We start from the raw sequence: 23,981 nt of genomic DNA, 5'->3' as shown, positions 1-23,981 counted from the left end.
GGCGCGCGCAGGTTGGCGGTATTTGTAAGCAATTGCAAAGGCTGGGTATTACTGAATGTCTCTATACATCGATGATGACCAACGTGCCCCGGCTGCCGGGGCTTACAGCATGGGGAGTGCCGGCTTCTACGAGGTACATCTGGCCGGCAGCAACGCGTATTTGCTCGGTGCCAATGCTCAGGCACAACTGGCCGCTGACTACCAATAACCCCTCGTTGTAATCATGGGTTTCCTCTTTATAAGCTTGGTCATCCATACGCAACACCTTGATCCGCGCTGGGCCGACCTGGCCCAGGCGTGCGGATTTCCAGCTGTCGGGCAGTTGCGCCGCAATGGCGCTGAAGTCGAGTAACGGCATGTGAGGCTCCTTGTTTCAACGATGCCGTCGGTGGTCCGGTTCAGCAGGGAGTGGGTGTTTTCAGAACGCGTCCATCAGCAAGACACGACAGGGCTTGGCCTGGTACTCGTTGATTTTCGGCACCAGCCGGGTGAAGTGTTCGGTCTGGCAATGAGCGTCCAGCGCCGCCTGGTCGGGCCACTGCTCGATAAAGATGAAGTGCCCCGGGTCTTTTTGATCGATAAACAGATCGTAGGCGATGCACAGTGGTTCCTGGCGGGTTTTCTCCACCAGTTCGGTGTACCACGGGCGCACGGTGTCCAAGTGTTCAGGCTGGATAAAATCTTCAGCGATGACTTTCAACATGGCAGGCATTCCTTACGCAGCGGCGACTTCCTGCGGCTCAAAACTGTCCGCCCGTGCCATTTGCCACATGCGCGAATAGAACTCGCCGTTCACCTCGCCGGTGAGCAACTCGCCGGGCTTGAGGAACACATGCAGCTGCGAGAACAGTTTGATCTCGGTTGCCGACATGCGCCGTACCAAATGCTTGGCCGACAACTGCGACGGATGATCCAGGCCGGCCGCAGCGAGCATTTCCGCCAAGGCGTGCAGCGTGTTGCGGTGGAAGTTGAACACGCGCTGGGCTTTGTCGGGCACCACCAGCGCACGCTGGCGCAGCGGGTCTTGGGTGGCGACGCCCGTCGGGCATTTGTTGGTGTGGCAGCTTTGCGACTGGATGCAGCCGATGGCGAACATAAAGCCGCGCGCCGAGTTGGCCCAGTCGGCGCCGATGGCCAGCACGCTGGCGATATCGAAGGCGCTGACGATTTTGCCGCTGGCGCCCAGCTTGATCTTGTCGCGCAGGTTCAGGCCCACCAGGGTGTTATGCACAAACAGCAGGCCTTCACGCAGCGGCACGCCGATATGGTCGGTGAACTCCACCGGCGCGGCGCCGGTGCCGCCTTCCTTGCCGTCGACCACGATAAAGTCCGGGAGGATGCCGGTCTCGAGCATGGCCTTGGCGATGCCCATGAACTCCCACGGGTGGCCGAGGCAGAACTTGAAACCCACCGGTTTGCCGCCGGACAGTTCACGCAATTGCGCGATGAACTGCATCATCTCGATCGGTGTGGAAAACGCGCTGTGGCGCGATGGCGAGATGCAGTCTTCGCCCATCATGATGCCGCGTGTCTCAGCAATTTCCTGGGTGACTTTGTGCTTGGGCAGAATCCCGCCATGGCCGGGTTTGGCACCCTGGCTCATTTTGATTTCGATCATGCGCACTTGCGGGTTCTGTGCCTGTACGGCAAAGCGCTCCGGGTCGAAACGGCCGTCGCTGGTGCGGCAGCCAAAGTAACCGCTGCCCAGTTCCCAAGTCAGGTCGCCGCCGTTTTCGCGGTGGTAGGGGCTGATGCTGCCTTCGCCGGTGTCATGGGCAAAGTTGCCGAGCTTGGCGCCTTGGTTCAACGCGCGAATCGCATTGGCGCTCAGCGAGCCGAAGCTCATCGCCGAGATGTTGAAGACCGAGGCCGAGTAAGGTTGCGTGCACTGCGGGCCGCCGACCATCACGCGAAAGGCGCTGGGGTCGCTGAGCGGCGCCGGTCGCATGGAGTGGCCGATAAACTCGAAGCCCGACTGGTACACGTCGATCAGGGTACCGAACGGCTTGTCGGCGGTTTCGTTTTTGGCGCGCGAGTAAACCAGCGAGCGCTGAGCCCGGGAGAAGGGCAGGGCGTCGCTGTCGGATTCGAGCAGGTACTGGCGGATCTCCGGGCGAATGGCTTCCACCAGGTAACGGATATTGCCCAGGATCGGGTAGTTGCGGCGCACCGCGTGGGGGCTTTGCAGCAGGTCGAAAACGCCGATCAGGCTGAGGATGCCGGTGACCACGGTGATAGGCCACAGCCATTCATGTTCGATAAACGGAAGGCTGGCGAGGGTGAAAATGACGCACACGGCAAAGAAGGCGTAACGGCTTAGCAACGACAGGCTCATACGGTTTTTCCTCAGGTTCAACTCTATAGGTCGATCGGGCATTCTGCGCCTGTACGGAAACCATAGACAACCTGTGGGAATAATCAGTTTGGCTGCACCTGTGGGACAGACTGGCCCGGAATAGACAACTGGCGGCTATCGGTGACGTCGAATTGCGCCTGTTGGGTGGCGGTCGAGTCGGCCCCGACGAAGACGGTAAAGGTGCCCGCTTCGACCACTGGCGAGAGGTTCATATCCAGCAAGGCGAAGTCCTCTTGATCGAGGGTGAAAGTCACGCTCTGCGCCTCGCCGGGGGCCAGGTGCACTTTGCTAAACCCGCGCAGCTGTCGGACCGGGCGGGTCACACTGGCGACGTCATCGCGCAGGTACAACTGGGCGATTTCATCGCCGGCACGCTTGCCGGTGTTGGTGACGGTGACCTCGACGGTCAGGGTTTGGGTGGACTCAAGCCGGGTGCTACTCAGTTTGGGCGTTGAGTAGCTGAACGTCGTGTAGCTCAAGCCGAAGCCAAATGGATAGGCTGGCGTGTCATTGATGTCCATGTAGTTGGAGCGATAGCCGGACGGCGAACCGTCGATATTGCTGTTGGGGCGGCCAGTATTTTTGTGTGCGTAGTAAAGGGGGACCTGCCCGATGCTGCGTGGGAAGGTGATCGGCAATTTGCCGCTGGGGTTGACATCGCCAAACAACACATCCGCCACGGCATGCCCCATTTCGCTGCCGAGAAACCAGGTTTCAAGCAATGCAGGCGCCTGTTGAAGGGGCTGCGTGAACACCAATGGGCGGCCGTTCATCAGGATGACTACCACGGGTCTTCCGGTGTCCAGAAGCGCGCGCAATAGCGCATCCTGGCCGCCGGGCAAGCCAAGTTCGGCGCGGCTCTGACCTTCGCCGCTGTACTCGGCATTTTCGCCCAGTACGGCGACCACTACGTCGACGTCGCGGGCGGCTTTTTCGGCGGCTGCGATACCTTGGGTGTCGGCGCTGCTGGGGGAGGCGCCGGGCAGGTAGGTTACGTCGGTGTCGGTGGAGACGGCGTTCTGTATGCCTTGCAGGACTGTTACCGCGCCGATGGGGGTGCCTGGCCAGGACGCCGGGCCGAGCGTGGCGGCGGCATCTTTGGCCAGGCTGCCGACCACCAGCAACCGGCGCAGTTTCTTTGACAGAGGCAGTAATTGACCGCTGTTTTTCAACAATACGATAGACTTTTGCCCCGCCTCACGGGCCAAAGCACGATGCTGCGGTATATTCGCGCTATTGGCTTCGCGGATCGGGTCACTGTAGCGGTAAGGGTCTTCAAACAGTCCCAGGCGCTGCTTGGCCTTGAGTACGCGGCGCACGGCTTCATCCACGTCTGCCATTGAAACCTGGCCGTTGCGTAGGAGCGTCGGCAGGTGTTGCCGGTAAGTCTGGCTGGCCATTTCAATATTGATGCCAGCGTTAAAGCTTAACCATGCCGCATCCGATGGGGTGCGGGCGATGCCGTGCTGAATCAGTTCCTCTACGGCGGAGTAATCGCTGACGATAATACCGGTGAAGCCCAACTTCTGACGCAACAGCCCTGTCAGTAGGGCCTTGTTGCTGTTCATGGGCGTGGCGGCGACCTCGTTGAAGGCGGGCATGATTGCGTCAACGCCCGCGGCTACGGCCGCCTGGAAAGGGGGCAGGTAGACCTCCATCAAGGTTCGTTCCGACAGATCGGCGACGTTGTAATCCCGCCCGCCCTCGCCAGCCCCATAGGCAACAAAGTGTTTAGCGGTAGCCATCATGTACGAGTTGTCAGGCCGGCCTGAGCCGTGAAAACCGCGCACCCGCGCAGCCGCCAGGATCGAGCCGAGAAACGGGTCTTCACCAGCACCCTCCACCACGCGTCCCCAACGTGGGTCACGCGCTATGTCGACTACGGGAGCGTAGGTCCAGTGCACACCGCTGGCGGTGGCTTCAACAGCTAACGCGCGGGCACTTCGTTGCGTCAGTTGAGCGTCCCAGGCCGCAGCCTCCGCCAGTGGCACCGGGAACACGGTGCGAAAGCCATGAATGACATCGAGGGTAAACAACAGCGGTATATGTAAGCGCGAACCTTGTACCGCCTGTTTTTGCAGCTGGCGAGTCAGGTCGGCACCGTAGGCTCCGATGACAGAACCGACGGTTATCGTTGGCCGTTCTTCCAAGCCGTTTTGATCAACGACAGTGCCGGTCGGTGTTTCCTTGATGCCGAGCAGGCTGAGTTGGGCGACTTTTTCCTCCGGCGTCATTTGCGCCAGTAGGCGTTCGACAACATCATCCTGGGCGGTTGCTGCCAAGGCCAAAAAGCTCAGTAATAGCATCAAGAGGCGAGTAGACATGGGTATCAACGCTGGCCGAAATATGCACATAAGTGTTCAGCGCGCAGGCAAACCCAGCTACTGTCAGAAATAACAGTTCATCAACGGTTTCAGACAAACGGTCAGGCGTTTTGCGCCTGAAGAAAGATCGAGAACAGCTCCGACTGGGATTTGATCCCCAGCTTGCTGTACATGTGTTTCTTATGGACTTTTACGGTTTCAACAGAGATTTCCAGCTTGCGGGCGATCTCCTTGCTGGAGCAACCGCTGAGCATCAAACGGCCTACGTCCAGCTCACGGGCGGTGAGTTGTGCGCCCCAGCCATCATTTTGAATCGGCGGTTGCGGCGCGCTCACCTGGTTCAGTTCATGGGGCAGGCGCTGGCGCAGCAGGCTCACCACCCACGGCTGGATCAGTGACAGCAGGGCAATTTGCTGTGGGTCAAAACGCTGTTTCGAACCCAGCGACAGGCACAGGGTGCGCCCGTCCGGCAGGTGGTAATTGAACTGTATTTCATCGGCCACCACGTTCAGGCGAAAGTAGCGCTGGTAGTACTCGGTCAGCTCGAAATGCTCCGGCGCCACGTCTGCCAGGCGCAACAGGCCGGTGCGCGCGTGTTCGCGGCTGGCGATGTAGAACGGGTCGAGCAGGTACAGGCCGTTGAGGTAGTCCTGGAACAGAGGGTCCGGCGTGCCATCGGCGCCCGGGGATTCGGCGAACACCAGCGGGCGGTGCTGACTGCTGAACAGCAAGGCCACCCAACTGTCGGACGGCACGTATTGGTCCAACAGCCGCACAAGCTGGGTCCAGAAATTGGGCTGGTCCAGGGCGTCTATCATTTGCCCCACCGAACGGTGCCAGGCGATGTCTTGCAGCGTCATGCTCATCAATCTACCCCTATCGGGTTACCTCGGCCGCGTAATTCCCTGGCCGGTGTTGGCTGCGCATACTGCGACACGGATAAAGAACAAGGAATACCCATGAAGGTCGAATTTGCCCAATTGGCAGGCCGCGATAACGGTACAGCTTACAACCTTGAGCGCGCCTTGGCGGCCATAGCTGCGTGCGCCGCCGACACGCAACTGATCGTCTTCCCGGAAACCCACCTGATGGGCTTCCCGTCGGCCGAGACCGTCGCCACTATCGCCGAGCCGGTAGACGGCCCCACCGTACAAGCGGTTATCCAGGCGGCCCGTGCGCGCAATATCGCCGTGGTCATCGGCATGGCCGAACACGACGGTGGCCAGTTCTATAACACCACCTTGCTGATCACCCCCGAGGGCATCGCCCTGCGTTATCGCAAGACGCATCTGTGGGCTTCGGATCGCGGCGTGTTCACCGCTGGTGATCGTTACGCCACATGCCTGTGGAACGGCGTGCGCGTCGGCCTGCTGATTTGCTACGACATCGAGTTCCCGGAAACCGCCCGCGCCCTGGCGCAACTGGGTGCCGAACTGCTGATCGTCACCAACGGCAACATGGACCCTTACGGCCCCACGCACCGCACCGCGATCATGGCCCGCGCCCAGGAAAACCAGGCGTTTGCGCTGATGGTCAACCGGGTCGAAGAGGGCGACGACGACCTGTTGTTCGCCGGTGGCAGCGCCCTGGTGGACCCGATCGGCACCTTGCTGTTTGAAGCGGGGCGTGAGGAAGGGCAATTCACCGTCGAGCTGGATCTTGACCAATTGGTGGCGGCTCGCAAGGACTACCGCTACCTGGATGACCAGCGCTTGAAATTGCCCGGCGAGGTGATTGAGCGCAGCGATGGGACGCGCGAATTGCTGATCCCCCACGTTTAAGACTGGCCCCTAGTGGCGAGGGAGCTTGCTGTGGCGAGCGGGCTTGCCCCGCGTTGGGGCGCGAAGCGGCCCCAAACCCTGCGACCGTGATTTAACTGGGAAAAAGCGTTGGCTTTATTGGGGATGCTACGCAGCCCAACGCGGGGCAAGCCCGCTCGCCACAAAAAAGCCTTCTACACAAAAGCGACATCATTCATAAAAATAGTTTGCGCTTCACCGACTTCAGTTCTGCCATAAATCTAATAAATCAGCGGAGAATCGCTCATGGCTCGTTTGCAACGCACCCTGTCGTTAGGGTCGGTGGTGCTGTTTGGCATCGCCTATATGACGCCGATCATTGTGCTCGGCACCTTCGGCATCCTCGCGCAATCCACCGGCGGTATGGTCCCGGCCGCGTACCTGGCGGCCCTGGTGGCGATGTTCTTTACCGCCATGAGCTACGGGCGCATGGCCTCGGCATTCCCGGTGGCCGGTTCCGCCTACAGCTATGTGCGCAAGGCCATCAGCCCCAAGCTGGGCTTTATCGCCGGTTGGGCGGTGTTGCTCGACTACCTGTTCTTGCCCATGGCCATCTGGCTGATCGGCGCTGCGTACCTGCATTCGGCGTTCCCGGCGGTGCCGCAGTGGGTGTGGGTGCTGGCCTTTATCGGTATCACCACGGCAATCAATATCATCGGGTTGAAGCTCGCCAACGGCATCAACGCGCTGCTGATGCTGGTGCAATTTCTGGTGCTGATCGCATTCGTCGCGCTGTGCATCCACTACATCGGCGGTGACGCGAGCAAGCCACTGTGGACGCTTGCCCCGTTCTTCAACGGCCAGATGCACATGCCATTGATCATGAGCGGCGCGGCCATCGCCTGTTATTCGTTCCTGGGCTTTGACGCGGTCAGTACCCTCACCGAAGAAACCCGCGACCCACGCCGCACCATCCCACGGGCGATCATGCTGATCACCTTGATCGGCGGGCTGATCTTCGTCGGTGTGTCGTACTTCGTGCAGATCGCGCACCCGTCGTTTGAGTTTGCCGATGTGGACTCGGCGGCCTATGAGATTGCCCGCAACGTGGGCGGTGACCTGTTTGTGTCGATCTTCCTGATCGGCCTGATCGTCGGCCAGTTCGCCTCGGGGCTGTCGGCCCAGGCCAGCGGTTCGCGGCTGTTGTTTGCCATGGGCCGTGACGGTGTGTTGCCCAAGTCGTTCTTCGGCACCTTGCATGCGCGCTTCGGCACGCCGGTCAACAGCATCCTGTTGTGTGCGGTGGTGGCCTTGCTGGCGTTGAAGCTCGACGTGACCACCTCAACTTCGTTCATCAACTTCGGTGCGTTCCTGGCGTTCAGCCTGGTGAACCTGTCGGTGATCTTTCACTACTGGATCGGCGCCAAACAGCGCGGTGTGCGTGAGCTGATCCTGTTCCTGGTATTCCCGACCATCGGCTTGCTCGCGGACGTGTGGCTGATGGTCAGCCTTGATCACCTGGCGATTTACCTGGGCGCGGTGTGGTTGGCGATTGGCCTGGTGTACCTGGGCTTTCTCACACGCGGTTTCTCGAAACAACCCCCGGAAATAGACTTCCAGGAAGCGGCATAGAAGCAGTCGGCCTATTCTTATTGCAATCGGTTCTCGTTTGGGTGCATGATTTGTGTTACTGTATAACACTTGAGTTGCACCCATACGCCCCGGAGGCCTTATGAAAGCTGGTATCCATCCCGACTACCGCACTGTGCTGTTCCACGACACCGCCGCAGACGCGTTCTTCCTGATCGGCTCCACCGCCGACAGCGACCGCACCCATACACACAGTGACGGCAACACTTACCCGTATATCCCGCTTGATGTGTCCAGCGCCTCGCACCCGATCTACACCGGCCAGCAGCGCAAGACCCAGGTCGAAGGCCGGATCGCCGGCTTCAACAAGCGTTTCGCTTCGTTTGGGTCGAGCCCAAAAAAGGCGGATGCATAACCCCGACTCGGCGGCGTGCCCTACGCCGCCGTTTGCCGAATCGGCAGCACCACCCGAAAGGTTGTGCCCTTGCCCAACTCACTGCTGACCGAGATTGAGCCCTGGTGTTTCTTGACGATGCCGTAGGAGAGTGACAACCCCAGGCCAGTGCCTTCGCCGACGGGTTTGGTGGTGAAAAAGGGGTCGAAAATCTTCTGCACGGTTTCCGGCGCAATGCCACAGCCGTCGTCCGCCACTTCCAGCCAGATGTTCTCACCTTCCACGCCGTTGCTGATGGTAATGGTCCCGCGTTCCGGGCCCATGGCTTGTGCGGCATTGATTACCAGATTCATCACCACTTGATTGAGCTGCGACGCCAGGCACTCTATGTCCGGCAGCGGCATGTAGTGCTTGACCACATCAGCCCTGTACTTCAGTTCGCTGGCGACGATGTTCAGCGTCGAATCAATGCCTTGTTGCAGATTGGTGAATTGCCAGGTCTGGTCGTTGTCCACCCGCGAAAAATTTTTCAGGTCTTTGACGATTTGCACCACGCGGCCAATGCCATCCTTGGATTCGCGGATCAGGATCGGGATGTCCTCCTTGAGAAAGTCCAGCTCCAACGTCGTGCGCAAAGCCTTTAGCTGGTCGCGCTGTGGTTGCGAAGCGATTATTTCCTCGCTGTGTCGATAAGCTTCAAGCATCTGTTGCAGCTGGTTGAAGTAGCCATCGAGGGTGCTGAGGTTGGACGAAATGAAGCCTACCGGGTTGTTGATCTCATGGGCGACACCAGCGGCAAGCTGACCCAGCGACGCGAGCTTTTCCGACTGCACCAGCTGGCTTTCCAAGTGCTTGCGCTCGTCGATTTCCAGTTGCAGCGCCTGGGTACGTTGTTCCACCAGCTGTTCCAGATGGGAGGTTTGCATGGCGGCGCGACGGGCCATGTCCCACTTGTTGGCCAAGGTGTTGGCCATTTGCTGGACCTCAATGTTGTCGAAGGGTTTTTTCAGGATCAGCAAGCGGTCATGGGCGTGCAGGCGAAAGAGCAGGTCCTCCCAGGAGTAATCCGAGTACGCGGTGCACACCACCACTTGCAGGTCGGGGTCGACCTTCCACAATGCCTCGATGGTCTTCGCACCGTCCCAGCCCTGGGGCATGCGCATGTCCACAAAAGCCAGCGCATAGGGCCGTTGTTCTGCCATGGCCGTGGTCAGCAAGCCCAGGCCTTCTTCGCCGCCGTACGCCGAATGCAGGTCAAATACCTGAGCCTGAGGCGTGGCGGCGGCGCCGAACAGCGCTGACTCCAGGTCGTCCAGTGCAGGGTTGGCGGCCACGCTCGGCATCAGAATCTTGCGAAAGTCTTCATGAATTGACGGTGTGTCATCAATCAACAGAATGCGCCGGTTGGGAGTCTGGTTCATGGGGCAGTTCCGGCAAGGGTAAGAGGAATCGTCAAGGTGAACACTGCGCCAAGGCCTGGCCCATCGCTGTGGGCGCTGAGTTGGCCGTGCATTTCCACAGCGGCCAGGGCGCAGCTGTGCAGGCCGAAGCCGTGGCCTTCTTTGCGCGTGGTGAAGCCGTGGGTGAATATCCGGGTCATGTTCTCGGCGGGTATGCCCTCGCCATCGTCCCTTACACTGATTTTCAGCGTCTCTTCAGCCGCCGGTTGCACGGTCAGGGTCATTTGCCGTGGCCGGTCACTGAGGTTGGACATGGCGTACTTGGCGTTGCTGATCAGGTTGACCATGATCAGCAATAGCCGGTGTTTGTCGCCCAGAATCTCCGGTACTTGCGCGTACTCCTTGACCACCGTGACGTGATGACGGCTCAAAGCGCCGGCGTTCATGCGCAGGGCGTCTTCCATCAACGCGCTGATGTTGACGGGTTCGAGCAGTGTGGAGGCGCCGGCATAGGATTGCTGGGTCGAGACGATGTCCTTGATGTGGTCAACGCTTTTGCTCAGTTGCGTCAGTTCCTCGCTCATGTCTTGCTGTTCGACTGCAATCGCTTCGACCAATTGGTTCAGGTAGCCCGGCAGCAACTTGCCCTTTTCATCCTCGCTGAGGAAGGTGCCCAGGTCGCCCTGATGCGCGTTGATCAATTGCATGGCTTTGCCCAGGCCCTGGGCCTTGCTGTTGCGCAATTTGCGCCCCACCAGGTCGGCGGAAATGTTCACACTGTTGAGCACGTTGCCGACGTTGTGCAGCACGTTCGTGGCGATTTCCGCCATGCCCGCCTGGCGGGCGCTGTCCATCAGCTCGCTCTGGGCGTCCTTGAGCTGTTGCGTGCGCCGCTCCACCCTTTGTTCCAGGGTTTCGTTGGCGGCCTGCAAGGCACGATTGATCCGGTTGATCTCGGCGAAACTGCGCAACAGGCGTACCGCCAGGTACAGCAGCAACACCACCAGCAAGGTTGAGAAAATCAACAGGTAGCGGTGGTATTGATGATCAATGAGGTCGGCCGCCTGCTGGTCCTGGTTGAGGTGGGTGGTCAAGTCATCCAGGCGCTCGGCCACGGGCACTGCGGCAATTCGTTCGAGGAGGCTGTTGACCACCGGTTGCTCGCGCAGGATCAGCGAAATGTGGTTGCTGAGGATCTCGACCGGGGCCTGGAACTCAATGGGCAGGCGTTCCTTGTTAATTTCCAGTTTGCCCAGGCCCACCAGAATATCGGCGGCGCGGTCGTCGCTGGTGACCTGGGCGAACTCCAGGCTGCTGAGCAGCAGGTCGTAGGTGTCGGTGGCCACGCTTTGCAGTTGCAGCCGCCCTCCATCGTCAACACGATTGAACTGGGCCTGGATATCGTCTTCAGCGGTCGGCAGAAATGCCAGCGAGTTGCGCAGCACCGCATTGTGGGATTTGAACCGGTCTACCAGCCGCGCCTTTTCCTGGATGGCGGTTTCATACGCTAGCTGGATGGTGCGCCAACGGGGCAGGTCGACGCTGTTGTGGTAGGTGCTGCGGCTGCTAAGTTCGGCCCATATACGCGTCATTTCGGTGAGCGGTGTCACCAGCGGATCGTAGTTGTGGGTAATCGCAATCCGGGCCTTGAGCACTTCGCTGTCCCATTGTGCGTTGAGTTGCTGGAGCTGGCGGATCAGGTCCCGTGACTGGGTGTAGCTGGCTGTTTGGTCGCGGGAGGACATGAGGTACAAAAAGACCAGGGTCGAGGCCAGCAGCAGGGTCATCAACCCCAGCAACAGCTGACTGATACGGCGGCGGGACAGGCTCGGCAGTCGGCTCATAACGGCTTGCCCGCCCATTGGCCAGTCAGGGTCTTGAGAAACAGGATGATCAGGTCCTTGTCTTCCTGGGTCGGAGTGCGCCCCAGCTGATACTTGAACATCACGTCCACAGCCTCTTCCAGGCTCTTGGCCGAAGCGTCGTGAAAGTAGGGCGCGGTGACCGCCACATTACGCAGGCTGGGCACCTTGAACACATAGCGGTCCTCTTCATCCTTGGTCAACAGGTAACGCCCCAGGTCCGACTCGACCGGGTTGCCGCGGTCCTTGAAGTAGTCAGCCATCACGCCGAATTTTTGAAACATGTTGCCGCCGATGTTCACACCCTGGTGGCAGGCTATACAGCCGTAATCTTTGAAACGCTGGTAGCCGTACTTTTCCTTGAGGGTCAGGATCTCCGTATTGCCCTTCAAGTATTGGTCAAACCGTGAGTCGGGCGTGAGCAGCGTGCGCTCATAGGTGGCCAGGGCGTTTTGCACATTGGCTGCGGTGACCCCATCGGGATAGGTCCGCTGGAATGCGTTCTGGTAGGCGGGCACGGCGGCGAGGTTCTGCACCACGGTTTTCCAGTCGCTGCCCATTTCTGCCGTGCTGGTGACCACGTGTTCGACTTGCGCCTCCAGCGTGTCGACACGACCATTCCAGAATTGTTTGAAATTCAGGCTGGCGTTGAACACCGATGGGGTGTTGACCTCTACCGGTTTGCCGTCAAAACCGATCGAAAACGGCTTGTCGTCGGCGCCGCCGGACGCCAGGCGATGGCAACTGGCGCAGGACAGGGTGTTGTTGGCTGACAGGCGCGGCTCATTGAACAGTTGCCGGCCCAGTTCGACTTTGGCCGGGTCCAGCGTCGGCACGTCCGGCAAGGGTTTGAGTGCCTCGTCCAGCGGTGCGGCTGCCAGTGGCAGACTCGCGCCTAACCATAAGGTGAAAATGAGCCCTTGGGTTGATACTTCGCTCAAGCGAGCACTCCTTGCAATCGGCTATTGATCGGGCATCAGGGCAGGGTGACCGGCTTGCATCAACTGCGCAAAATCCTTTGGGGGTACGGCTTTGCTGAATAGAAAACCCTGGCCTTCTTCGCACCGCTGAGCTTGCAGGAAGTTCAGTTGTTCGATCGTCTCCACGCCTTCGGCAATGATGCTCATGTTCAGACTTTTGCCCATGCCGATGATAGCGCTGATCAGTTGCGCGTCCTGGCTATTTACGCTCATGCCGCGTACGAAAGATTGGTCGATTTTCAGCACGTCGATGGAAAAGCGCCGCAGGTAGCTGAGGCTGGAATAACCGGTGCCGAAGTCATCCAGGGCCAGACGCACGCCCATGGCCTTGATGGTGTTCAAGGTGGTGACGGTGTCGTCGACATTCTGCATCAACACGCTTTCGGTGATTTCCAACTCCAATTGGGCAGGCGGCAGGCCGGTCTGTGTGAGTATCTCGGCCAGGTTGTCGGTAAAGTCCCGCTGGCGAAAGTCGATGGCCGAGACGTTCACCGAGATGCACAACGGGCTCAAGCCCATGGCGCGCCAGGCTTGCCCTTGCTCGCAGGCCCGGCGCAGCACCCACTGGGTCAAGGGCACTATCAGCCCACTGTCTTCGGCCACCGGAATGAACTCAGACGGACTGACCCATCCGGAGCGCGGCGCAAACCAACGTATCAAGGCTTCGGCACCGACGATTTTGCCGGTTTTCAATTCCAGTTTCGGTTGGTAGTGCAGCACGAACTCGTCACGCTCCAGGGCCTGGCGGATCGCGCTTTCCAGGCCTTGCTGGTGTTGCGCGCGCAGGTTCATGGTCTCGGTATAAAAGCTGAAGTCACCCGGGCCGCGCTCCTTGCTGGTGTGCATGGCGGTTTCGGCATGTTTGATCAGTTCCACCGCCGTGCTGCTGTCATTGGGGTAAATACTGATGCCCAGGCTGGCGGTGACGCTCAGGTCGTGCCCGGCGACGTGGCGGGTTGTGCGCACGGCCGTGAGCAACTTTTGCGCAATATGCTGGGTTTGTTGCGGGTGCTGGATATCGTTGAGCAGAATCACAAACTCGTCGGCCCCGTAGCGAAACACTGAATCCGAGTCTCGCACCGTCGCCACCAGGCTCTGGCTGACCTGCTGGAGCACCTCGTCGCCCGCCGGATACCCCAAGGCATTGTTGATGCGCTTGAAGCGGTCGAGCCCGATAAATATCACCGCCAGTTGTGTGTCATGCCGTCGGCCCAAGGCGATGGCCTGGGTCAGGCGGTCACCCAGCAACGTGCTGTTGGGCAACTGCGTGAGTGCGTCGTATTGCAACAGGTGCGACACTTTGAGCAGTTCCTGCACGCGTTCTTCAATGGTGCGCTCCAGGCCCAGTACCTTGAGGGCGAGGTCTTGGGCGAGCTGCCATTTCCAGGTCAGGGCGCTGGCCATCTGGCGGATTTCCAGGTGGTCAAAGGGTTTTTTCAGGATCAGTAGCTGGTCGTTGTACTTCAATCGCGCTTCGATGGCCTCAAAGGAGTAATCGGAGTAGGCGGTGCACAGGGCAATCTGCAGGTTGGGGTCGACGTTCCACAACTGTTCGATGGTGTGCAGGCCATCCCAGCCGGGCGGCATGCGCATGTCGATAAACACCATGGCGTAGGGCGCACCGTCCGCCAGGGCTTTGTTCACCAGGGCAAGGGCCTCCTGGCCCTGATAGGCCGAATCCAGCAAAAACGCCTGGCGCACCGGCGCCGCGGTGCCGAACAGGGCTTCTTCAGGCTGTCCAGTGAGGGGGCATCGTTGGGATTGGCGCACAGAATCTTGCGGAAATCTTCGTGGATAGAGGCGGTGTCATCCACGATCAGAATGCGTCGGTTGGCCCGCCCTGAATCCGGGTTCATGGCGCACTCTGCATTGGCAACAGGGTTGATGGCATAACACTTCCTTCCTTGGTTTGACATCCGGGAGGAGTACGTACCGGTTGAGACAGCATAGTTGAGTTCCCTTGAAATCGACGGCAAGTTGGCGTCAAATCAGCGGCGTGGCTGCGTGCATCAAGCGCAGAAACGCGGCGGGATACCAGGGTTCAATTTAGCTCTATTACGTTTATTTTTAAGGCGCAGTAACCATGGATGAACAGCTTGCGACCCCACCCACGATTCTGCTGGTTGATGATGAAGAATCGATCCTCAACAGCCTGCGCCGCCTGTTGCGCGGCCAACCCTTCAATGTCGTACTCGCCGGCAGCGGCGCCCAGGCCCTGGAGATCATGGCGGCCCAGCCCATCGACCTGGTGATGAGCGACGCGCGCATGCCCGGCATGGACGGCGCGCAGTTGCTGGCTGAAGTCCACCGGCTGTACCCGGCCACCAGCCGCATCCTGTTGACCGGCTATGCTGACCTTGCGACGATCATCAAGGCGATCAACGAAGGGCAGATTCACCGTTACATCAGCAAACCCTGGAATGACGAAGAACTGCCGCTGGTGTTGCGCCAGGCCCTGGAGCATCAGCGCCTGGAGCGCCTGGCCCATGAGCAGAACGATCAGCTCAAGGTGTTGAACGCCAACCTGGAAAAGCGCGTGGCAGCCCGTACCAGCGAGCTGCAACAGACCGCCGACATGCTCGATCTGGCCTACGAAGAGCTCAAGCGCAGCTACGTGACCGGTACCGAAGTGTTTTCGCTGTTGGCCAACCTGCGCTTGCCCAAGGACAAACAGACCAACCGCGCCTTGATCGAACTGATCCGGGTCTACTGCGCGGCCCAGTCCATCGACGAAGCCAGCACCCGCGACCTGACCATGGCCGCTGCGCTGTACAACATTGGCAAGCTGAGCTGGAGCGACAGCATGATGGTTGCGCCGTCGGACAAGCTGCACAGCACCGACCGTGGTCTGTATCGCGAGTACCCGACCCAGAGCGAATCGCTGCTGATGACCCTGGAACCGATGAAGGATGCGGCGCGGATCATTCGCCACCACCAGGAGCGTTGGGACGGTACAGGGTTTCCCGATCACCTCAAGGGCGATGCGATCCCGCCCGGCTCGCGCTTGCTTAAACTGGCAGTGGACTTCATCGAACTGCAAAAAGGCTTGATCCTTGAACGGCATCTGAACAGCGACGAAGCGTTGCTGTATATCCGCAAGTACGCCGGTCGCCTTTACGATCCGGAGCTGGTGGAAGACTTCGTGCAGGCCTGCGCGGCCTTCCTCAGCGATGTGACCTTGGGCGACCCCAGCGTCAAGGTCCTCTCCACCCGAGAGCTGGAAGCCGGCATGGTGCTGGCCCGCAACCTCAATGCCGATAACGGCATGCTGTTGCTTAACGCCGGCAAGGTGTTGAATCTGCCGCTGGTGGACAAGCTGATTGCGTTCGAGGCGATGGAAGGCGCGAAATACAGCGTATTTATCAAACAACCTGAAGAGACACCGATCCTTTCATGAGCATTTCCACTATTCGAATCGCCGCCGCCCTGCTGATCGGCAGCGACGGTCAAACCCTGCTGGTACGCAAACGTGGCACCCAGGCGTTCATGCAGCCCGGCGGCAAGATCGACGCCGGTGAGCAACCCGCCGAGGCGCTGGCCCGTGAGCTGTACGAAGAACTGAACCTGTGTATCAAACCGAGTGATGCCGTGTACTTGGGCCACTTCTCGGCGCCTGCCGCCAACGAACCGGGTTTTACGGTGCACGCCGAGTTGTTCCAGGTGCACATCGATGTGCCGGTAGCGCCCGCTGCCGAGATTGAAGAAGTGCGCTGGATCGACCCGGCCGGTGACGGCGGCTTGCAACTGGCGCCTTTAACGCGGGATTTGATCCTGCCGTTTTACCGAAAGTCGCTCACCGCATGCTGATTCGCCCACTGGGTGCCCACGACGCCGAGGCATATCGAGCGCTGATGCTTGAGGCCTACGGCGCCTATCCGCAAGCGTTTACCTCCAGCGTCGCCGAGCGCGCGCGGATGCCTATGAGTTGGTGGGAAAAGCGCCTGGACAATCCGTTGGACCGGGTACTCGGCGCGTTCGCGGCTGACACCTTGGCCGGGATTGTCGGCCTGGCCTTCGAACCCCGGGAAAAGGCCCGGCACAAAGTCACGCTGTTCGGCATGTTCGTGACCGAGGCTTATCAGCGCAAGGGCCTGGGCCGTGAGTTGCTGGAGGCGGCGCTCGATGCCGCGCGACGCCAGCCCGGCGTCAAACTGATCCAACTGACCGTCACCGCCGGCAACGACGCAGCCTTCGCGCTGTACCAGCGCTGCGGTTTTATTCAATACGGCCTGGAGCCGTTGGCGGTGCGGGTGGGGATCGAGTATTTCGACAAGGTCCACATGTGGCGTGAACTCAAAGGCGACTGAAGTTCCATAGGGGAACCATAGTTCTGTGTGGGAGCTGGCTGCGATAGCATCAACTCTGTGTACCTGACACACCGAGGTGTCTGCATCGCAGGCAAGCCAGCTCCCACATTAGAGTCCTCATTGTGTTCACCTTGGTGCGTGATTAACGCACGGCGCTGACTCCATCCAAGGTCGAAAACGACGTGTCTTTCGCCGTCAGCAAGAAGTCGCGCATATACGGCGCATCCAGCATGTCCGCACGGATCCCCGCATACAACGTCGCGAACAAGCCTTTTTCGCCCAAACGCTTGGCCTTCACATACCCACGCGCGCTGTATTCATGCAGCGCCCAATGGGGCATGCCGCACACGCCACGGCCGCTGGCGACCAATTGCATCATCATCACCGTCAGCTCCGAGGTGCGCACCTGGGCCGGCTCCACGTCGGCCGGTTCCAGGAAGCGCGTGAAAATGTCCAGGCGGTCGCGCTCAACCGGGTAGGTGATCAGGGTTTCGCTGAGCAAGTCTTGCGGCACGATGTACGACTTGTTCGCCAGCGCATGCTGGTTGGCCACGGCCAACATGGCTTCGTAGGTAAACAAGGGCACATAGGTGATGCCCGGCAGTTCCAGCGGGTCGGAGGTCACCACCAGGTCCAGGTCGCCACGGGCCAGGGCTGGCAGCGGCGCGAAGGCAAAGCCTGAGGCCAGGTCCAGTTCGACTTCCGGCCAGGCATCGCGGAACTGGTCGATGGTCGGCATCAGCCACTGGAAGCAGCTGTGGCATTCGATCGCCATGTGCAAGCGCCCGGCGGTGCCACCGGCCAAACGCGCAATGTCACGCTCGGCGCCGCGCAACAAGGGCAGGGTGGCATCGGCCAGTTGCAGCAGGCGCAAGCCGGCGCTGGTAAAGCGCAACGGTTTGGTTTTGCGCACGAACAGCGGCATGCCCAGGCGCTCTTCCAGTTCTTTGAATTGGTGGGACAGCGCCGATTGCGTCAGGTGCAGGCGTTCGGCGGCTTCGACCAGGCTGTCGGCTTCGCGCAACGCGTGCAGGGTCTTGAGGTGGCGGATTTCGAGCACGGGCGCTCCATGAAGATAATTTGTGATGATTAGATATATCGTGAGTTTGCCTCATGTTACCCGTCATGTCGACCATGACCGTTGGGCGCACTTCATCAAACTGTCACGCAACTGTGGCAGCGCGCTTGTACAAACTTCATCAGACTCGCGCTCTACTGGGGTTCTGCGTTTCGGTGTTTTTCATGCGCGTGTTGTTTTTATTGGCCGCTCTAGTGTTCGGCCTGCCGTCTTTTGCGGCTTCTCGATGTGATGTCAATGTCCCGACCCAAACGGTCGACCTGGAAAAAGTCAGCATCGCCTATCAGAGCATCGGCCGAGCGTCGGACCCGGCGTTGCTGTTGGTCATGGGCCTGGGCGGGCAGTTGATCCACTGGCCGGATGAAGTGGTGGTGGCCTTGTGTGAACAGGGTTTTCGCGTGATCCGCTACGACAACCGTGACGTTGGTTTGTCCACCTGGCGCCAGGCTCCCGCCAGCGCCAACCTGACGTTCGAAGTGCTGCGCTACAAGCTCGGTTTGCCGGTGGCGGCGCCGTACACGCTGACCGACATGGCCGACGATGCATTGGGCTTGATGGACGCGCTGCAGATCCAGCAATTCCACGTGCTGGGCGCGAGTATGGGCGGCATGATCGCCCAGCACCTGGCAGCCATGGCGCCGCAGCGGGTCGAAAGCCTGACGCTGGTGATGACCAGTTCCGGCGCCGAAGGCCTGCCGGCGCCCAATGCGGCGTTGGTGCAGTTGCTGTCGCGGCGCAGCGCGCCGAACCGTGAAGTGGCGTTGGAGCAACAAGCCGATTTGCTCGCAGCCCTGGGCAGCCCCAACGTGAAAGATGATCGCCAGGCGCTGCTGCACCAGGCCGCGCTGTCCTACGACCGCGCCTTCAACCCGGACGGCGTGAAGCGTCAGATCATGGCGATTTTGGCTGAGCCGAGCCGCGTTCCTTTGCTTAACCAATTGCGCGTGCCGACCCTGGTGGTGCACGGCACCGCCGACCCGTTGTTGCCGGTGATGCACGGCGTACACCTGGCCGCGCATATTCAGGGCAGCCAGCTGAAGCTCATACCGGGCATGGCCCACCGCTTCCAGGAAGCCTTCAAGGCACCGCTGCTGACGGCTGTGTTGCCGTATCTGAAAGCCCATCGCGAAGATGCCGCGCATTGGGCGCAGATTGATCTGGGCGAGCCTTCGAAGGTGCTGTGAAGTTGGTGTATGGTGCAACCTTTATGGCGCACATTAATGCCAGCGAGGTTGCCTACCATGAGTACTCCCCTGAAAATCGATTTCGTCAGCGACGTGTCTTGCCCCTGGTGCATCATCGGCCTGCGCGGCCTGACCGAAGCCCTCGACCAACTGGGTAGCGAGGTGCAGGCCGAGATTCATTTCCAGCCGTTTGAGCTGAACCCGAAGATGCCGGCCGAAGGGCAGAACATCGTCGAGCACATCACCGAAAAGTACGGCTCCACCGCCGAGCAATCCCAGGCCAACCGTGAGCGTATCCGCGACATGGGCGCGGCGCTGGGCTTTGCCTTTCGCACGGACGGGCACAGCCGTATCTACAACACCTTCGATGCGCACCGGTTGCTGCATTGGGCGGGGCTTGAAGGGTTGCAGTACAACCTCAAGGAAGCGCTGTTCAAGGCGTATTTCAGTGATGGGCAAGACCCGTCCGACCACGCGACGCTGGCGATCATCGCCGAAAGTGTTGGGTTGGATATCAAGCGTGCGGCTGAAATTCTGGCGTCTGACGAGTACGCTGCTGAAGTCCGTGAGCAGGAAGAATTGTGGATTACACGCGGTGTGACTTCAGTACCCACCATCGTGTTCAACGACCAGTACGCGGTCAGCGGTGGGCAGCCGGCTGAAGCCTTTGTCGGGGCTATTCGTCAGATCATCCAGGAAGCCAAGGCCTGATGATCGTTCCCTTGCTCTGCGTGGGAACGCCGCCCCGGACGCTCCGCGTCCTGCCCTTGAAGTTATGACGCAGAGCGTCACAGGATGCGTCAGTCGAACTTGTAGCTGATCGCCGTCTGGACCTGGCCCTGGTTTACCTTGCCGGTTTCCTTGACGATGGTGCTGTTCGCCGCCGACCCCACCAGGCGAGTCCAACTGGCGCTGGTCAACAGTGACCAGTGGCTGTCCAGTGGGAATTCGAAGCTCTCGGTCAGCGTCAGGTTCTGAAAGCCTGCGCTGGCGTTATAGGTGCGGATGCCGGACGCAACGGACTCTTTATCATCAACGCCAAAAAACGCCTGGGTCTGGCGCGCATCAGCAAAATGCGCCATCAAGCCAGTGCTGCCGATAATACCGCCGCCCAGCGGGTAGCCCAACTCGCCGCCCAGTTTGCCGAGCACGCCACTTTGGTCACGCGAGCCGCCGACGGCTTGGCCAACCTGGGCGTATACGCGCCAGAACTCGGCCGGTGAGTACTGGACGAACCCCCCGACTTCGGCCATGTCCGGCACATCCCGCAAGCCACGCAGTGAACCGTTGGCCGTGCGGCCCGGCAGGTAATTGATATACGGGCCTGCGGTGAAACCGTTGGTATTGAGTGCGCTCCAGGTCAGGCCGTCGTCGGTGCCCAGGCTCACATTGCCCCAATCCAGATCGAAATAAGGAATCGGCCGGGTTTCGTAGCGGCTGCCTGTCGGGTCATGGGGCTCATAGCTGACGCCCGCGCCGACTTCGCCGGTAATACCTTCGGCCAATACCGAGCTGGAAAAGCTCCACAGCCCCAGCAAACCGGCGAATACAGCAGAAGTAACCTTGAACATGGAGCGTTTCCTTATCTGAACCTGCGCGCATTCACGCGCGAAGAGCGTCCCTGAGGCAAGCACTCATCTTGTTTGTAGCAAGCTACAAAAATTGTAGCTCCTGCGACACAAATCACCCTGTTTATCGACCAAAACCCCAGCCCCGCTGGGCTTTGGCCAGTTGGCACAGTCTCTGCAATACCTCTGGCACAAGCGCACAGAGCGCTCCTCTTCCAGGTAAACGCAATGATCCAGTGGCATATCGTGTGCGACTTCGACGGGACCATCACCCCCACCGACGTCATCGACAACGTCCTCCAGCGCTTCGCCGGCCCTGAGTGGGAAACCATCGAACAGGAATGGCTGGATGGGCATATCGGTTCCCGCGAATGCCTGAGCCGTCAACTGGCGCTGATCAAGGCCACCCCGGCTGAACTGCTGGCGTATTTCGACAGCGTTGAAATCGACCCGGACTTCCCGGACTTTGTCGATCACGTCATGGGCCTGGGCGCGACCATCGAAGTGGTCAGCGACGGCATCGAGCAAGGCATCGCGCGCATTCTGTCGCGCAACTACGTGACCTTGCTGCCGATCCTCGCCAACCGCCTGCGCCAGGTCGACCAGAGCAGCTGGCGCATCGACTTCCCGTATTCCAGCGATGCCTGCCGCGCCGCCTCCGGCAACTGCAAGTGCAAATCCACGCCGCGCAACAAGCGCGTGCTGGTGATCGGCGACGGCAAGTCCGACATGTGCGTGGCTTCCACCGCCGACTTCGTTTTCGCCAAAGGCAGCCTCGCCAAGTACTGCGAAGCCAACAACATTCCGCATGCGCGCTTCGACACCTTTGCCGAATTGCCCGCACTGCTGACCGCTTTGCCACAAGGCATCGCCGCTAACTCCGGCACCTTTGCCGCCGACCTCTCTGTTGAAAATCAGGAACTCTTCCACCATGTCTGATATTCGTATCGCTACCGCCGAAGACCAGATTCTTCTGGATAAAGAAGCCAAATACTGCTCCTACGGCGACACCGTTCACTACATCGAGCCGCCGCGTATTTTCAGCCGTTGCGAAGGCTCCTACGTGTGGGACACCGAAGACCAGGCCTACCTCGACCTGCAAATGTGGTACTCGGCCGTTAACTTCGGCTACGCCAACCCGCGCTTGAATAATGCGCTGAAACAGCAGATCGACACCCTGCCGCAAATCGCCAGCCAGTACCTGCACAAAGGCAAGATCGAGCTGTCGGAAATGATCGCGGTCGATGCCAAGAACAAATTCGGCCTCGACGGTCGCGTGCACTTCAACGTCGGCGGTTCGCAGTCGATCGAAGACTCGCTGAAAGTGGTGCGTAACGCCTCCAACGGCAAGAGCCTGATGTTCGCCTTCGAAGGCGGCTACCACGGCCGTACCCTCGGCGCTTCGTCGATCACCTCGAGCTTCCGCTACCGTCGCCGCTACGGCCATTTTGGCGAGCGCGCCAACTTCATCCCGTTCCCGTACCACTTCCGCGGCCCTAAGGGCATGACCAAAGAAGAATACGGCAGCCACTGCGTGCAGCAATTCGCGCGTTTGTTCGAGACCGAATACAACGGCGTCTGGGACCCGAAAACCAACCAGTGCGAATACGCAGCGTTCTACGTCGAGCCGATCCAGGGCACCGGCGGCTACGTGATCCCGCCGATGAACTTCTACCGCGAATTGAAGCAAGTGCTGGATCAGCACGGCATCCTGATGGTGTCCGACGAAATCCAGATGGGCTTCTACCGTACCGGCAAACTGTGGTCGATCGAACACTTCGACGTACAGCCGGACGTGATCGTCTTCGGTAAGGCGCTGACCAACGGCCTCAACCCGCTGGGCGGCATCTGGGCGCGTGAAGAGCTGATCAACCCGAAGGTCTTCCCGCCAGGTTCGACCCACTCCACCTTCGCCTCCAACCCACTGGGTACGGCGGTAGGCCTGGAAATGTTCAAGATGACCAGCGAAGTCGACTACGGCGCAATGGTCATGGCCAAGGGCAAATACTTCCTGGAAGGCCTGCAAGACCTGCAGAAACGTTTCCCGATCATCGGCGACGTCGATGGCCTGGGCCTGGCCCTGCGCTGCGAAATCTGCGGCCCGGATGGCTTCACGCCGGATAAGGCGACCCTGGACTACATGGTCGAAGAAGGCATGAAGGGCGACATGATCGTCGATGGCCAGAAACTCGGCCTGATCCTCGACGTGGGCGGCTACTACAAAAACGTGATCACCCTGGCACCGTCCCTGGAAATCAGCTACCCGGAAATCGACCTGGGCCTGAAACTCCTCGAGCAACTGCTGGTGCGGGCGACCAAGCGGTGAACAACATCGGGATCGACCTCGGTGAAGGTGATGCCGGCTTCGTTCTCGGTGAAGGTCCGGTCGGGATCCTGTTGATCCACGGCCTGACCGGCACCCCGACGGAATTGCGCCAGGTCGCCAAAGGCCTGGCCAAGGCGGGTAACTGCACGGTGTATGTGCCCACACTCGCTGGGCACTGCGGCGATAACAGCGACCTGCAGGCCACCGGCTGGCTAGACTGGTACGAAGGCGTGCGCAAGACCTTTGCGCAGGTCAAGCAGCGCCATGAGCAGGTGTTTGTCGGTGGCTTGTCCATGGGCGCGGTGATGTCGATGTACGTGGCCGCCGAGCACCCTGGGCAAGTGGCCGGGCTGCTGATGTATTCGACCACCTTGAAGTACGACGGCTGGAGCATTAACAAGCTGGCGTTTTTGACGCCGTTGCTGATGAAGATCCCGTTCGGCGTGCACATCTGCCGCTTCGAAGAGAAGCCGCCTTACGGCATCAAGAACGAGCGCCTGCGGGCGATCGTCGAGCGTCAGATGAAGGAAGGCGAAAGCAGCGAGGCCGGTTTGCTGACGATGGAAGGCATCACGGTGCGCGAGTTGCACCGCATGAACGCGGTGGTCAAAAAGCGCATGCCCGAGGTCAAGGTGCCGGCGCTGGTGCTGCACTCCATCGAGGACGACATCACCAGCCGCTGGAACGCCGATTATGTCGAGCGCCACCTGGGCGGCCCGGTGACCAAGATCCTGCTGGATAACTGCTACCACATGATCACCGTCGACCTGCAATACCGCCGAGTGATCGAGTTGAGCGCAGAGTTTGTCGAGCAACACGCCGCCCCGGCTGTGCAGGCGCCCGTGGATTATCGACAGCGGGCCTCAGCCTAAG

Annotated in this window: 21 protein-coding genes and 1 pseudogene; 11 read left to right on the top strand and 11 right to left on the bottom strand. The window is 60.0% G+C overall.

What is annotated here, in order from left to right:
- Nucleotides 1-61: 61 nt before the first annotated feature.
- The 5 genes from ACQY47_RS09040 to ACQY47_RS09020 all read right to left on the bottom strand — a co-directional run bounded on the left by ACQY47_RS09040 (nucleotide 62) and on the right by ACQY47_RS09020 (nucleotide 5,546).
- Nucleotides 62-358 (bottom strand): cupin domain-containing protein, encoded by a 297-nt coding sequence (locus ACQY47_RS09040; protein WP_099548502.1) that lies wholly within the window; start codon nucleotides 356-358, stop codon nucleotides 62-64.
- Nucleotides 359-418: 60 nt separating this feature from the next.
- A complete protein-coding gene (locus ACQY47_RS09035; protein WP_428556965.1) occupies nucleotides 419-703 on the bottom strand; it encodes a putative quinol monooxygenase in 285 nt (94 codons plus the stop codon).
- Between the two features lie 12 nt (nucleotides 704-715).
- Nucleotides 716-2,335 (bottom strand): FMN-binding glutamate synthase family protein, encoded by a 1,620-nt coding sequence (locus ACQY47_RS09030; protein WP_169985314.1) that lies wholly within the window; start codon nucleotides 2,333-2,335, stop codon nucleotides 716-718.
- 83 nt (nucleotides 2,336-2,418) lie between these two features.
- A complete protein-coding gene (locus ACQY47_RS09025) occupies nucleotides 2,419-4,680 on the bottom strand; it encodes a glycoside hydrolase family 3 N-terminal domain-containing protein (RefSeq protein WP_428556964.1) in 2,262 nt (753 codons plus the stop codon).
- 101 nt (nucleotides 4,681-4,781) lie between these two features.
- A complete protein-coding gene (locus ACQY47_RS09020; protein ID WP_428556963.1) occupies nucleotides 4,782-5,546 on the bottom strand; it encodes a response regulator transcription factor in 765 nt (254 codons plus the stop codon).
- A 93-nt stretch (nucleotides 5,547-5,639) separates the two neighbouring features.
- On the opposite strand from ACQY47_RS09020, the gene ACQY47_RS09015 reads away from it, so the two are divergent.
- The 3 genes from ACQY47_RS09015 (at nucleotide 5,640) to ACQY47_RS09005 (ending at nucleotide 8,424) form a co-directional block, all read left to right on the top strand.
- Nucleotides 5,640-6,461 carry a carbon-nitrogen hydrolase family protein gene (locus tag ACQY47_RS09015; protein ID WP_099548506.1) on the top strand — a complete coding sequence of 274 codons (822 nt, stop codon included), beginning with the start codon at nucleotides 5,640-5,642 and terminating at the stop codon, nucleotides 6,459-6,461.
- A gap of 264 nt (nucleotides 6,462-6,725) precedes the next feature.
- Nucleotides 6,726-8,051: an APC family permease gene (locus ACQY47_RS09010; protein ID WP_428556962.1), complete on the top strand. Its 1,326-nt coding sequence runs from the start codon at nucleotides 6,726-6,728 to the stop codon at nucleotides 8,049-8,051.
- A 100-nt stretch (nucleotides 8,052-8,151) separates the two neighbouring features.
- Nucleotides 8,152-8,424: a type B 50S ribosomal protein L31 gene (locus ACQY47_RS09005; RefSeq protein ID WP_428556961.1), complete on the top strand. Its 273-nt coding sequence runs from the start codon at nucleotides 8,152-8,154 to the stop codon at nucleotides 8,422-8,424.
- 20 nt (nucleotides 8,425-8,444) lie between these two features.
- Here ACQY47_RS09005 and ACQY47_RS09000 read toward each other — a convergent pair whose 3' ends face one another.
- The 4 genes and pseudogenes from ACQY47_RS09000 to ACQY47_RS08985 all read right to left on the bottom strand — a co-directional run bounded on the left by ACQY47_RS09000 (nucleotide 8,445) and on the right by ACQY47_RS08985 (nucleotide 14,501).
- The gene (locus ACQY47_RS09000; RefSeq protein WP_428556960.1) at nucleotides 8,445-9,824 is read right to left on the bottom strand and encodes an ATP-binding protein; all 1,380 of its coding nucleotides are present in this window, start codon (nucleotides 9,822-9,824) and stop codon (nucleotides 8,445-8,447) included.
- On the bottom strand, nucleotides 9,821-11,647 hold the full coding sequence (locus ACQY47_RS08995; RefSeq protein ID WP_032865483.1) for a DAHL domain-containing protein: 1,827 nt from the start codon (nucleotides 11,645-11,647) through the stop codon (nucleotides 9,821-9,823). Before ACQY47_RS08995 ends, ACQY47_RS09000 begins: the two co-directional genes overlap by 4 nt.
- Nucleotides 11,644-12,606, bottom strand: a complete 963-nt coding sequence (locus ACQY47_RS08990) for a cytochrome-c peroxidase (RefSeq protein ID WP_428556959.1) — start codon at nucleotides 12,604-12,606, stop codon at nucleotides 11,644-11,646. The genes ACQY47_RS08995 and ACQY47_RS08990 overlap by 4 nt, the downstream gene beginning before the upstream one ends.
- A 21-nt stretch (nucleotides 12,607-12,627) precedes the next feature.
- Nucleotides 12,628-14,501, bottom strand: a pseudogene (locus tag ACQY47_RS08985) (putative bifunctional diguanylate cyclase/phosphodiesterase).
- A 227-nt stretch (nucleotides 14,502-14,728) separates the two neighbouring features.
- On the opposite strand from ACQY47_RS08985, the gene ACQY47_RS08980 reads away from it, so the two are divergent.
- Genes ACQY47_RS08980 through ACQY47_RS08970 form a run of 3 tightly spaced genes read left to right on the top strand, consistent with a single transcriptional unit; the run spans nucleotide 14,729 to nucleotide 16,952 of the window.
- Nucleotides 14,729-16,042, top strand: a complete 1,314-nt coding sequence (locus ACQY47_RS08980; RefSeq protein WP_428556958.1) for an HD domain-containing phosphohydrolase — start codon at nucleotides 14,729-14,731, stop codon at nucleotides 16,040-16,042.
- Nucleotides 16,039-16,452, top strand: a complete 414-nt coding sequence (locus tag ACQY47_RS08975; protein WP_169985324.1) for an NUDIX hydrolase — start codon at nucleotides 16,039-16,041, stop codon at nucleotides 16,450-16,452. The genes ACQY47_RS08980 and ACQY47_RS08975 overlap by 4 nt, the downstream gene beginning before the upstream one ends.
- Nucleotides 16,446-16,952: a GNAT family N-acetyltransferase gene (locus tag ACQY47_RS08970; RefSeq protein ID WP_099548509.1), complete on the top strand. Its 507-nt coding sequence runs from the start codon at nucleotides 16,446-16,448 to the stop codon at nucleotides 16,950-16,952. Before ACQY47_RS08975 ends, ACQY47_RS08970 begins: the two co-directional genes overlap by 7 nt.
- 142 nt (nucleotides 16,953-17,094) lie before the next feature.
- Here ACQY47_RS08970 and metR read toward each other — a convergent pair whose 3' ends face one another.
- On the bottom strand, nucleotides 17,095-18,012 hold the full coding sequence (gene metR / locus ACQY47_RS08965) for a transcriptional regulator MetR (RefSeq protein ID WP_017137016.1): 918 nt from the start codon (nucleotides 18,010-18,012) through the stop codon (nucleotides 17,095-17,097).
- Between the two features lie 182 nt (nucleotides 18,013-18,194).
- Between metR and ACQY47_RS08960 the strand changes: the two genes are divergently transcribed.
- Nucleotides 18,195-19,214, top strand: coding sequence for an alpha/beta fold hydrolase (locus ACQY47_RS08960; protein WP_099548510.1), 1,020 nt, complete (start codon nucleotides 18,195-18,197; stop codon nucleotides 19,212-19,214).
- A 57-nt stretch (nucleotides 19,215-19,271) separates the two neighbouring features.
- Nucleotides 19,272-19,925: a DsbA family oxidoreductase gene (locus ACQY47_RS08955; RefSeq protein WP_017137018.1), complete on the top strand. Its 654-nt coding sequence runs from the start codon at nucleotides 19,272-19,274 to the stop codon at nucleotides 19,923-19,925.
- An 89-nt stretch (nucleotides 19,926-20,014) separates the two neighbouring features.
- On the opposite strand, the gene ACQY47_RS08950 is transcribed toward ACQY47_RS08955, so the two are convergent.
- On the bottom strand, nucleotides 20,015-20,785 hold the full coding sequence (locus tag ACQY47_RS08950) for a MipA/OmpV family protein (protein WP_026013708.1): 771 nt from the start codon (nucleotides 20,783-20,785) through the stop codon (nucleotides 20,015-20,017).
- A 225-nt stretch (nucleotides 20,786-21,010) separates the two neighbouring features.
- Between ACQY47_RS08950 and ACQY47_RS08945 the strand changes: the two genes are divergently transcribed.
- From ACQY47_RS08945 to ACQY47_RS08935, 3 genes are read left to right on the top strand one after another with little or no spacing between them, the layout of a single operon-like run.
- Nucleotides 21,011-21,721 carry an MtnX-like HAD-IB family phosphatase gene (locus ACQY47_RS08945; protein ID WP_428556957.1) on the top strand — a complete coding sequence of 237 codons (711 nt, stop codon included), beginning with the start codon at nucleotides 21,011-21,013 and terminating at the stop codon, nucleotides 21,719-21,721.
- Entirely contained in the window at nucleotides 21,714-23,108 is a 1,395-nt protein-coding gene (locus ACQY47_RS08940) for an aspartate aminotransferase family protein (protein ID WP_017137021.1), read from the top strand. Before ACQY47_RS08945 ends, ACQY47_RS08940 begins: the two co-directional genes overlap by 8 nt.
- Nucleotides 23,105-23,980 (top strand): alpha/beta hydrolase, encoded by an 876-nt coding sequence (locus tag ACQY47_RS08935; protein WP_236447473.1) that lies wholly within the window; start codon nucleotides 23,105-23,107, stop codon nucleotides 23,978-23,980. The genes ACQY47_RS08940 and ACQY47_RS08935 overlap by 4 nt, the downstream gene beginning before the upstream one ends.
- The last annotated feature ends 1 nt before the right edge of the window (nucleotide 23,981 follow it).

Origin of the sequence: Pseudomonas edaphica (assembly GCF_965277385.1) — a bacterium.
In the GTDB taxonomy this organism is placed as follows: domain Bacteria; phylum Pseudomonadota; class Gammaproteobacteria; order Pseudomonadales; family Pseudomonadaceae; genus Aquipseudomonas; species Aquipseudomonas edaphica.
The sequence above is the reverse complement of the archived record's forward strand: the minus strand, read 5'-3'. Positions and strand labels throughout refer to the sequence as shown.

What these genes read in the sequence shown, in the direction of transcription:
- ACQY47_RS09040 (WP_099548502.1), bottom strand. Translation starts at nt 358, where the DNA reads ATGCCGTTACTCGACTTCAGCGCCATTGCGGCGCAACTGCCCGACAGC.
- ACQY47_RS09010 (WP_428556962.1), top strand. Translation starts at nt 6,726, where the DNA reads ATGGCTCGTTTGCAACGCACCCTGTCGTTAGGGTCGGTGGTGCTGTTT.
- ACQY47_RS09030 (WP_169985314.1), bottom strand. Translation starts at nt 2,335, where the DNA reads ATGAGCCTGTCGTTGCTAAGCCGTTACGCCTTCTTTGCCGTGTGCGTC.
- ACQY47_RS08975 (WP_169985324.1), top strand. Translation starts at nt 16,039, where the DNA reads ATGAGCATTTCCACTATTCGAATCGCCGCCGCCCTGCTGATCGGCAGC.
- ACQY47_RS09015 (WP_099548506.1), top strand. Translation starts at nt 5,640, where the DNA reads ATGAAGGTCGAATTTGCCCAATTGGCAGGCCGCGATAACGGTACAGCT.
- ACQY47_RS08940 (WP_017137021.1), top strand. Translation starts at nt 21,714, where the DNA reads ATGTCTGATATTCGTATCGCTACCGCCGAAGACCAGATTCTTCTGGAT.
- ACQY47_RS08970 (WP_099548509.1), top strand. Translation starts at nt 16,446, where the DNA reads ATGCTGATTCGCCCACTGGGTGCCCACGACGCCGAGGCATATCGAGCG.
- ACQY47_RS09000 (WP_428556960.1), bottom strand. Translation starts at nt 9,824, where the DNA reads ATGAACCAGACTCCCAACCGGCGCATTCTGTTGATTGATGACACACCG.
- ACQY47_RS08960 (WP_099548510.1), top strand. Translation starts at nt 18,195, where the DNA reads ATGCGCGTGTTGTTTTTATTGGCCGCTCTAGTGTTCGGCCTGCCGTCT.
- ACQY47_RS08945 (WP_428556957.1), top strand. Translation starts at nt 21,011, where the DNA reads ATGATCCAGTGGCATATCGTGTGCGACTTCGACGGGACCATCACCCCC.
- ACQY47_RS08995 (WP_032865483.1), bottom strand. Translation starts at nt 11,647, where the DNA reads ATGAGCCGACTGCCGAGCCTGTCCCGCCGCCGTATCAGTCAGCTGTTG.
- ACQY47_RS09005 (WP_428556961.1), top strand. Translation starts at nt 8,152, where the DNA reads ATGAAAGCTGGTATCCATCCCGACTACCGCACTGTGCTGTTCCACGAC.
- ACQY47_RS09020 (WP_428556963.1), bottom strand. Translation starts at nt 5,546, where the DNA reads ATGAGCATGACGCTGCAAGACATCGCCTGGCACCGTTCGGTGGGGCAA.
- ACQY47_RS09035 (WP_428556965.1), bottom strand. Translation starts at nt 703, where the DNA reads ATGTTGAAAGTCATCGCTGAAGATTTTATCCAGCCTGAACACTTGGAC.
- ACQY47_RS09025 (WP_428556964.1), bottom strand. Translation starts at nt 4,680, where the DNA reads ATGTCTACTCGCCTCTTGATGCTATTACTGAGCTTTTTGGCCTTGGCA.
- ACQY47_RS08950 (WP_026013708.1), bottom strand. Translation starts at nt 20,785, where the DNA reads ATGTTCAAGGTTACTTCTGCTGTATTCGCCGGTTTGCTGGGGCTGTGG.
- ACQY47_RS08980 (WP_428556958.1), top strand. Translation starts at nt 14,729, where the DNA reads ATGGATGAACAGCTTGCGACCCCACCCACGATTCTGCTGGTTGATGAT.
- ACQY47_RS08955 (WP_017137018.1), top strand. Translation starts at nt 19,272, where the DNA reads ATGAGTACTCCCCTGAAAATCGATTTCGTCAGCGACGTGTCTTGCCCC.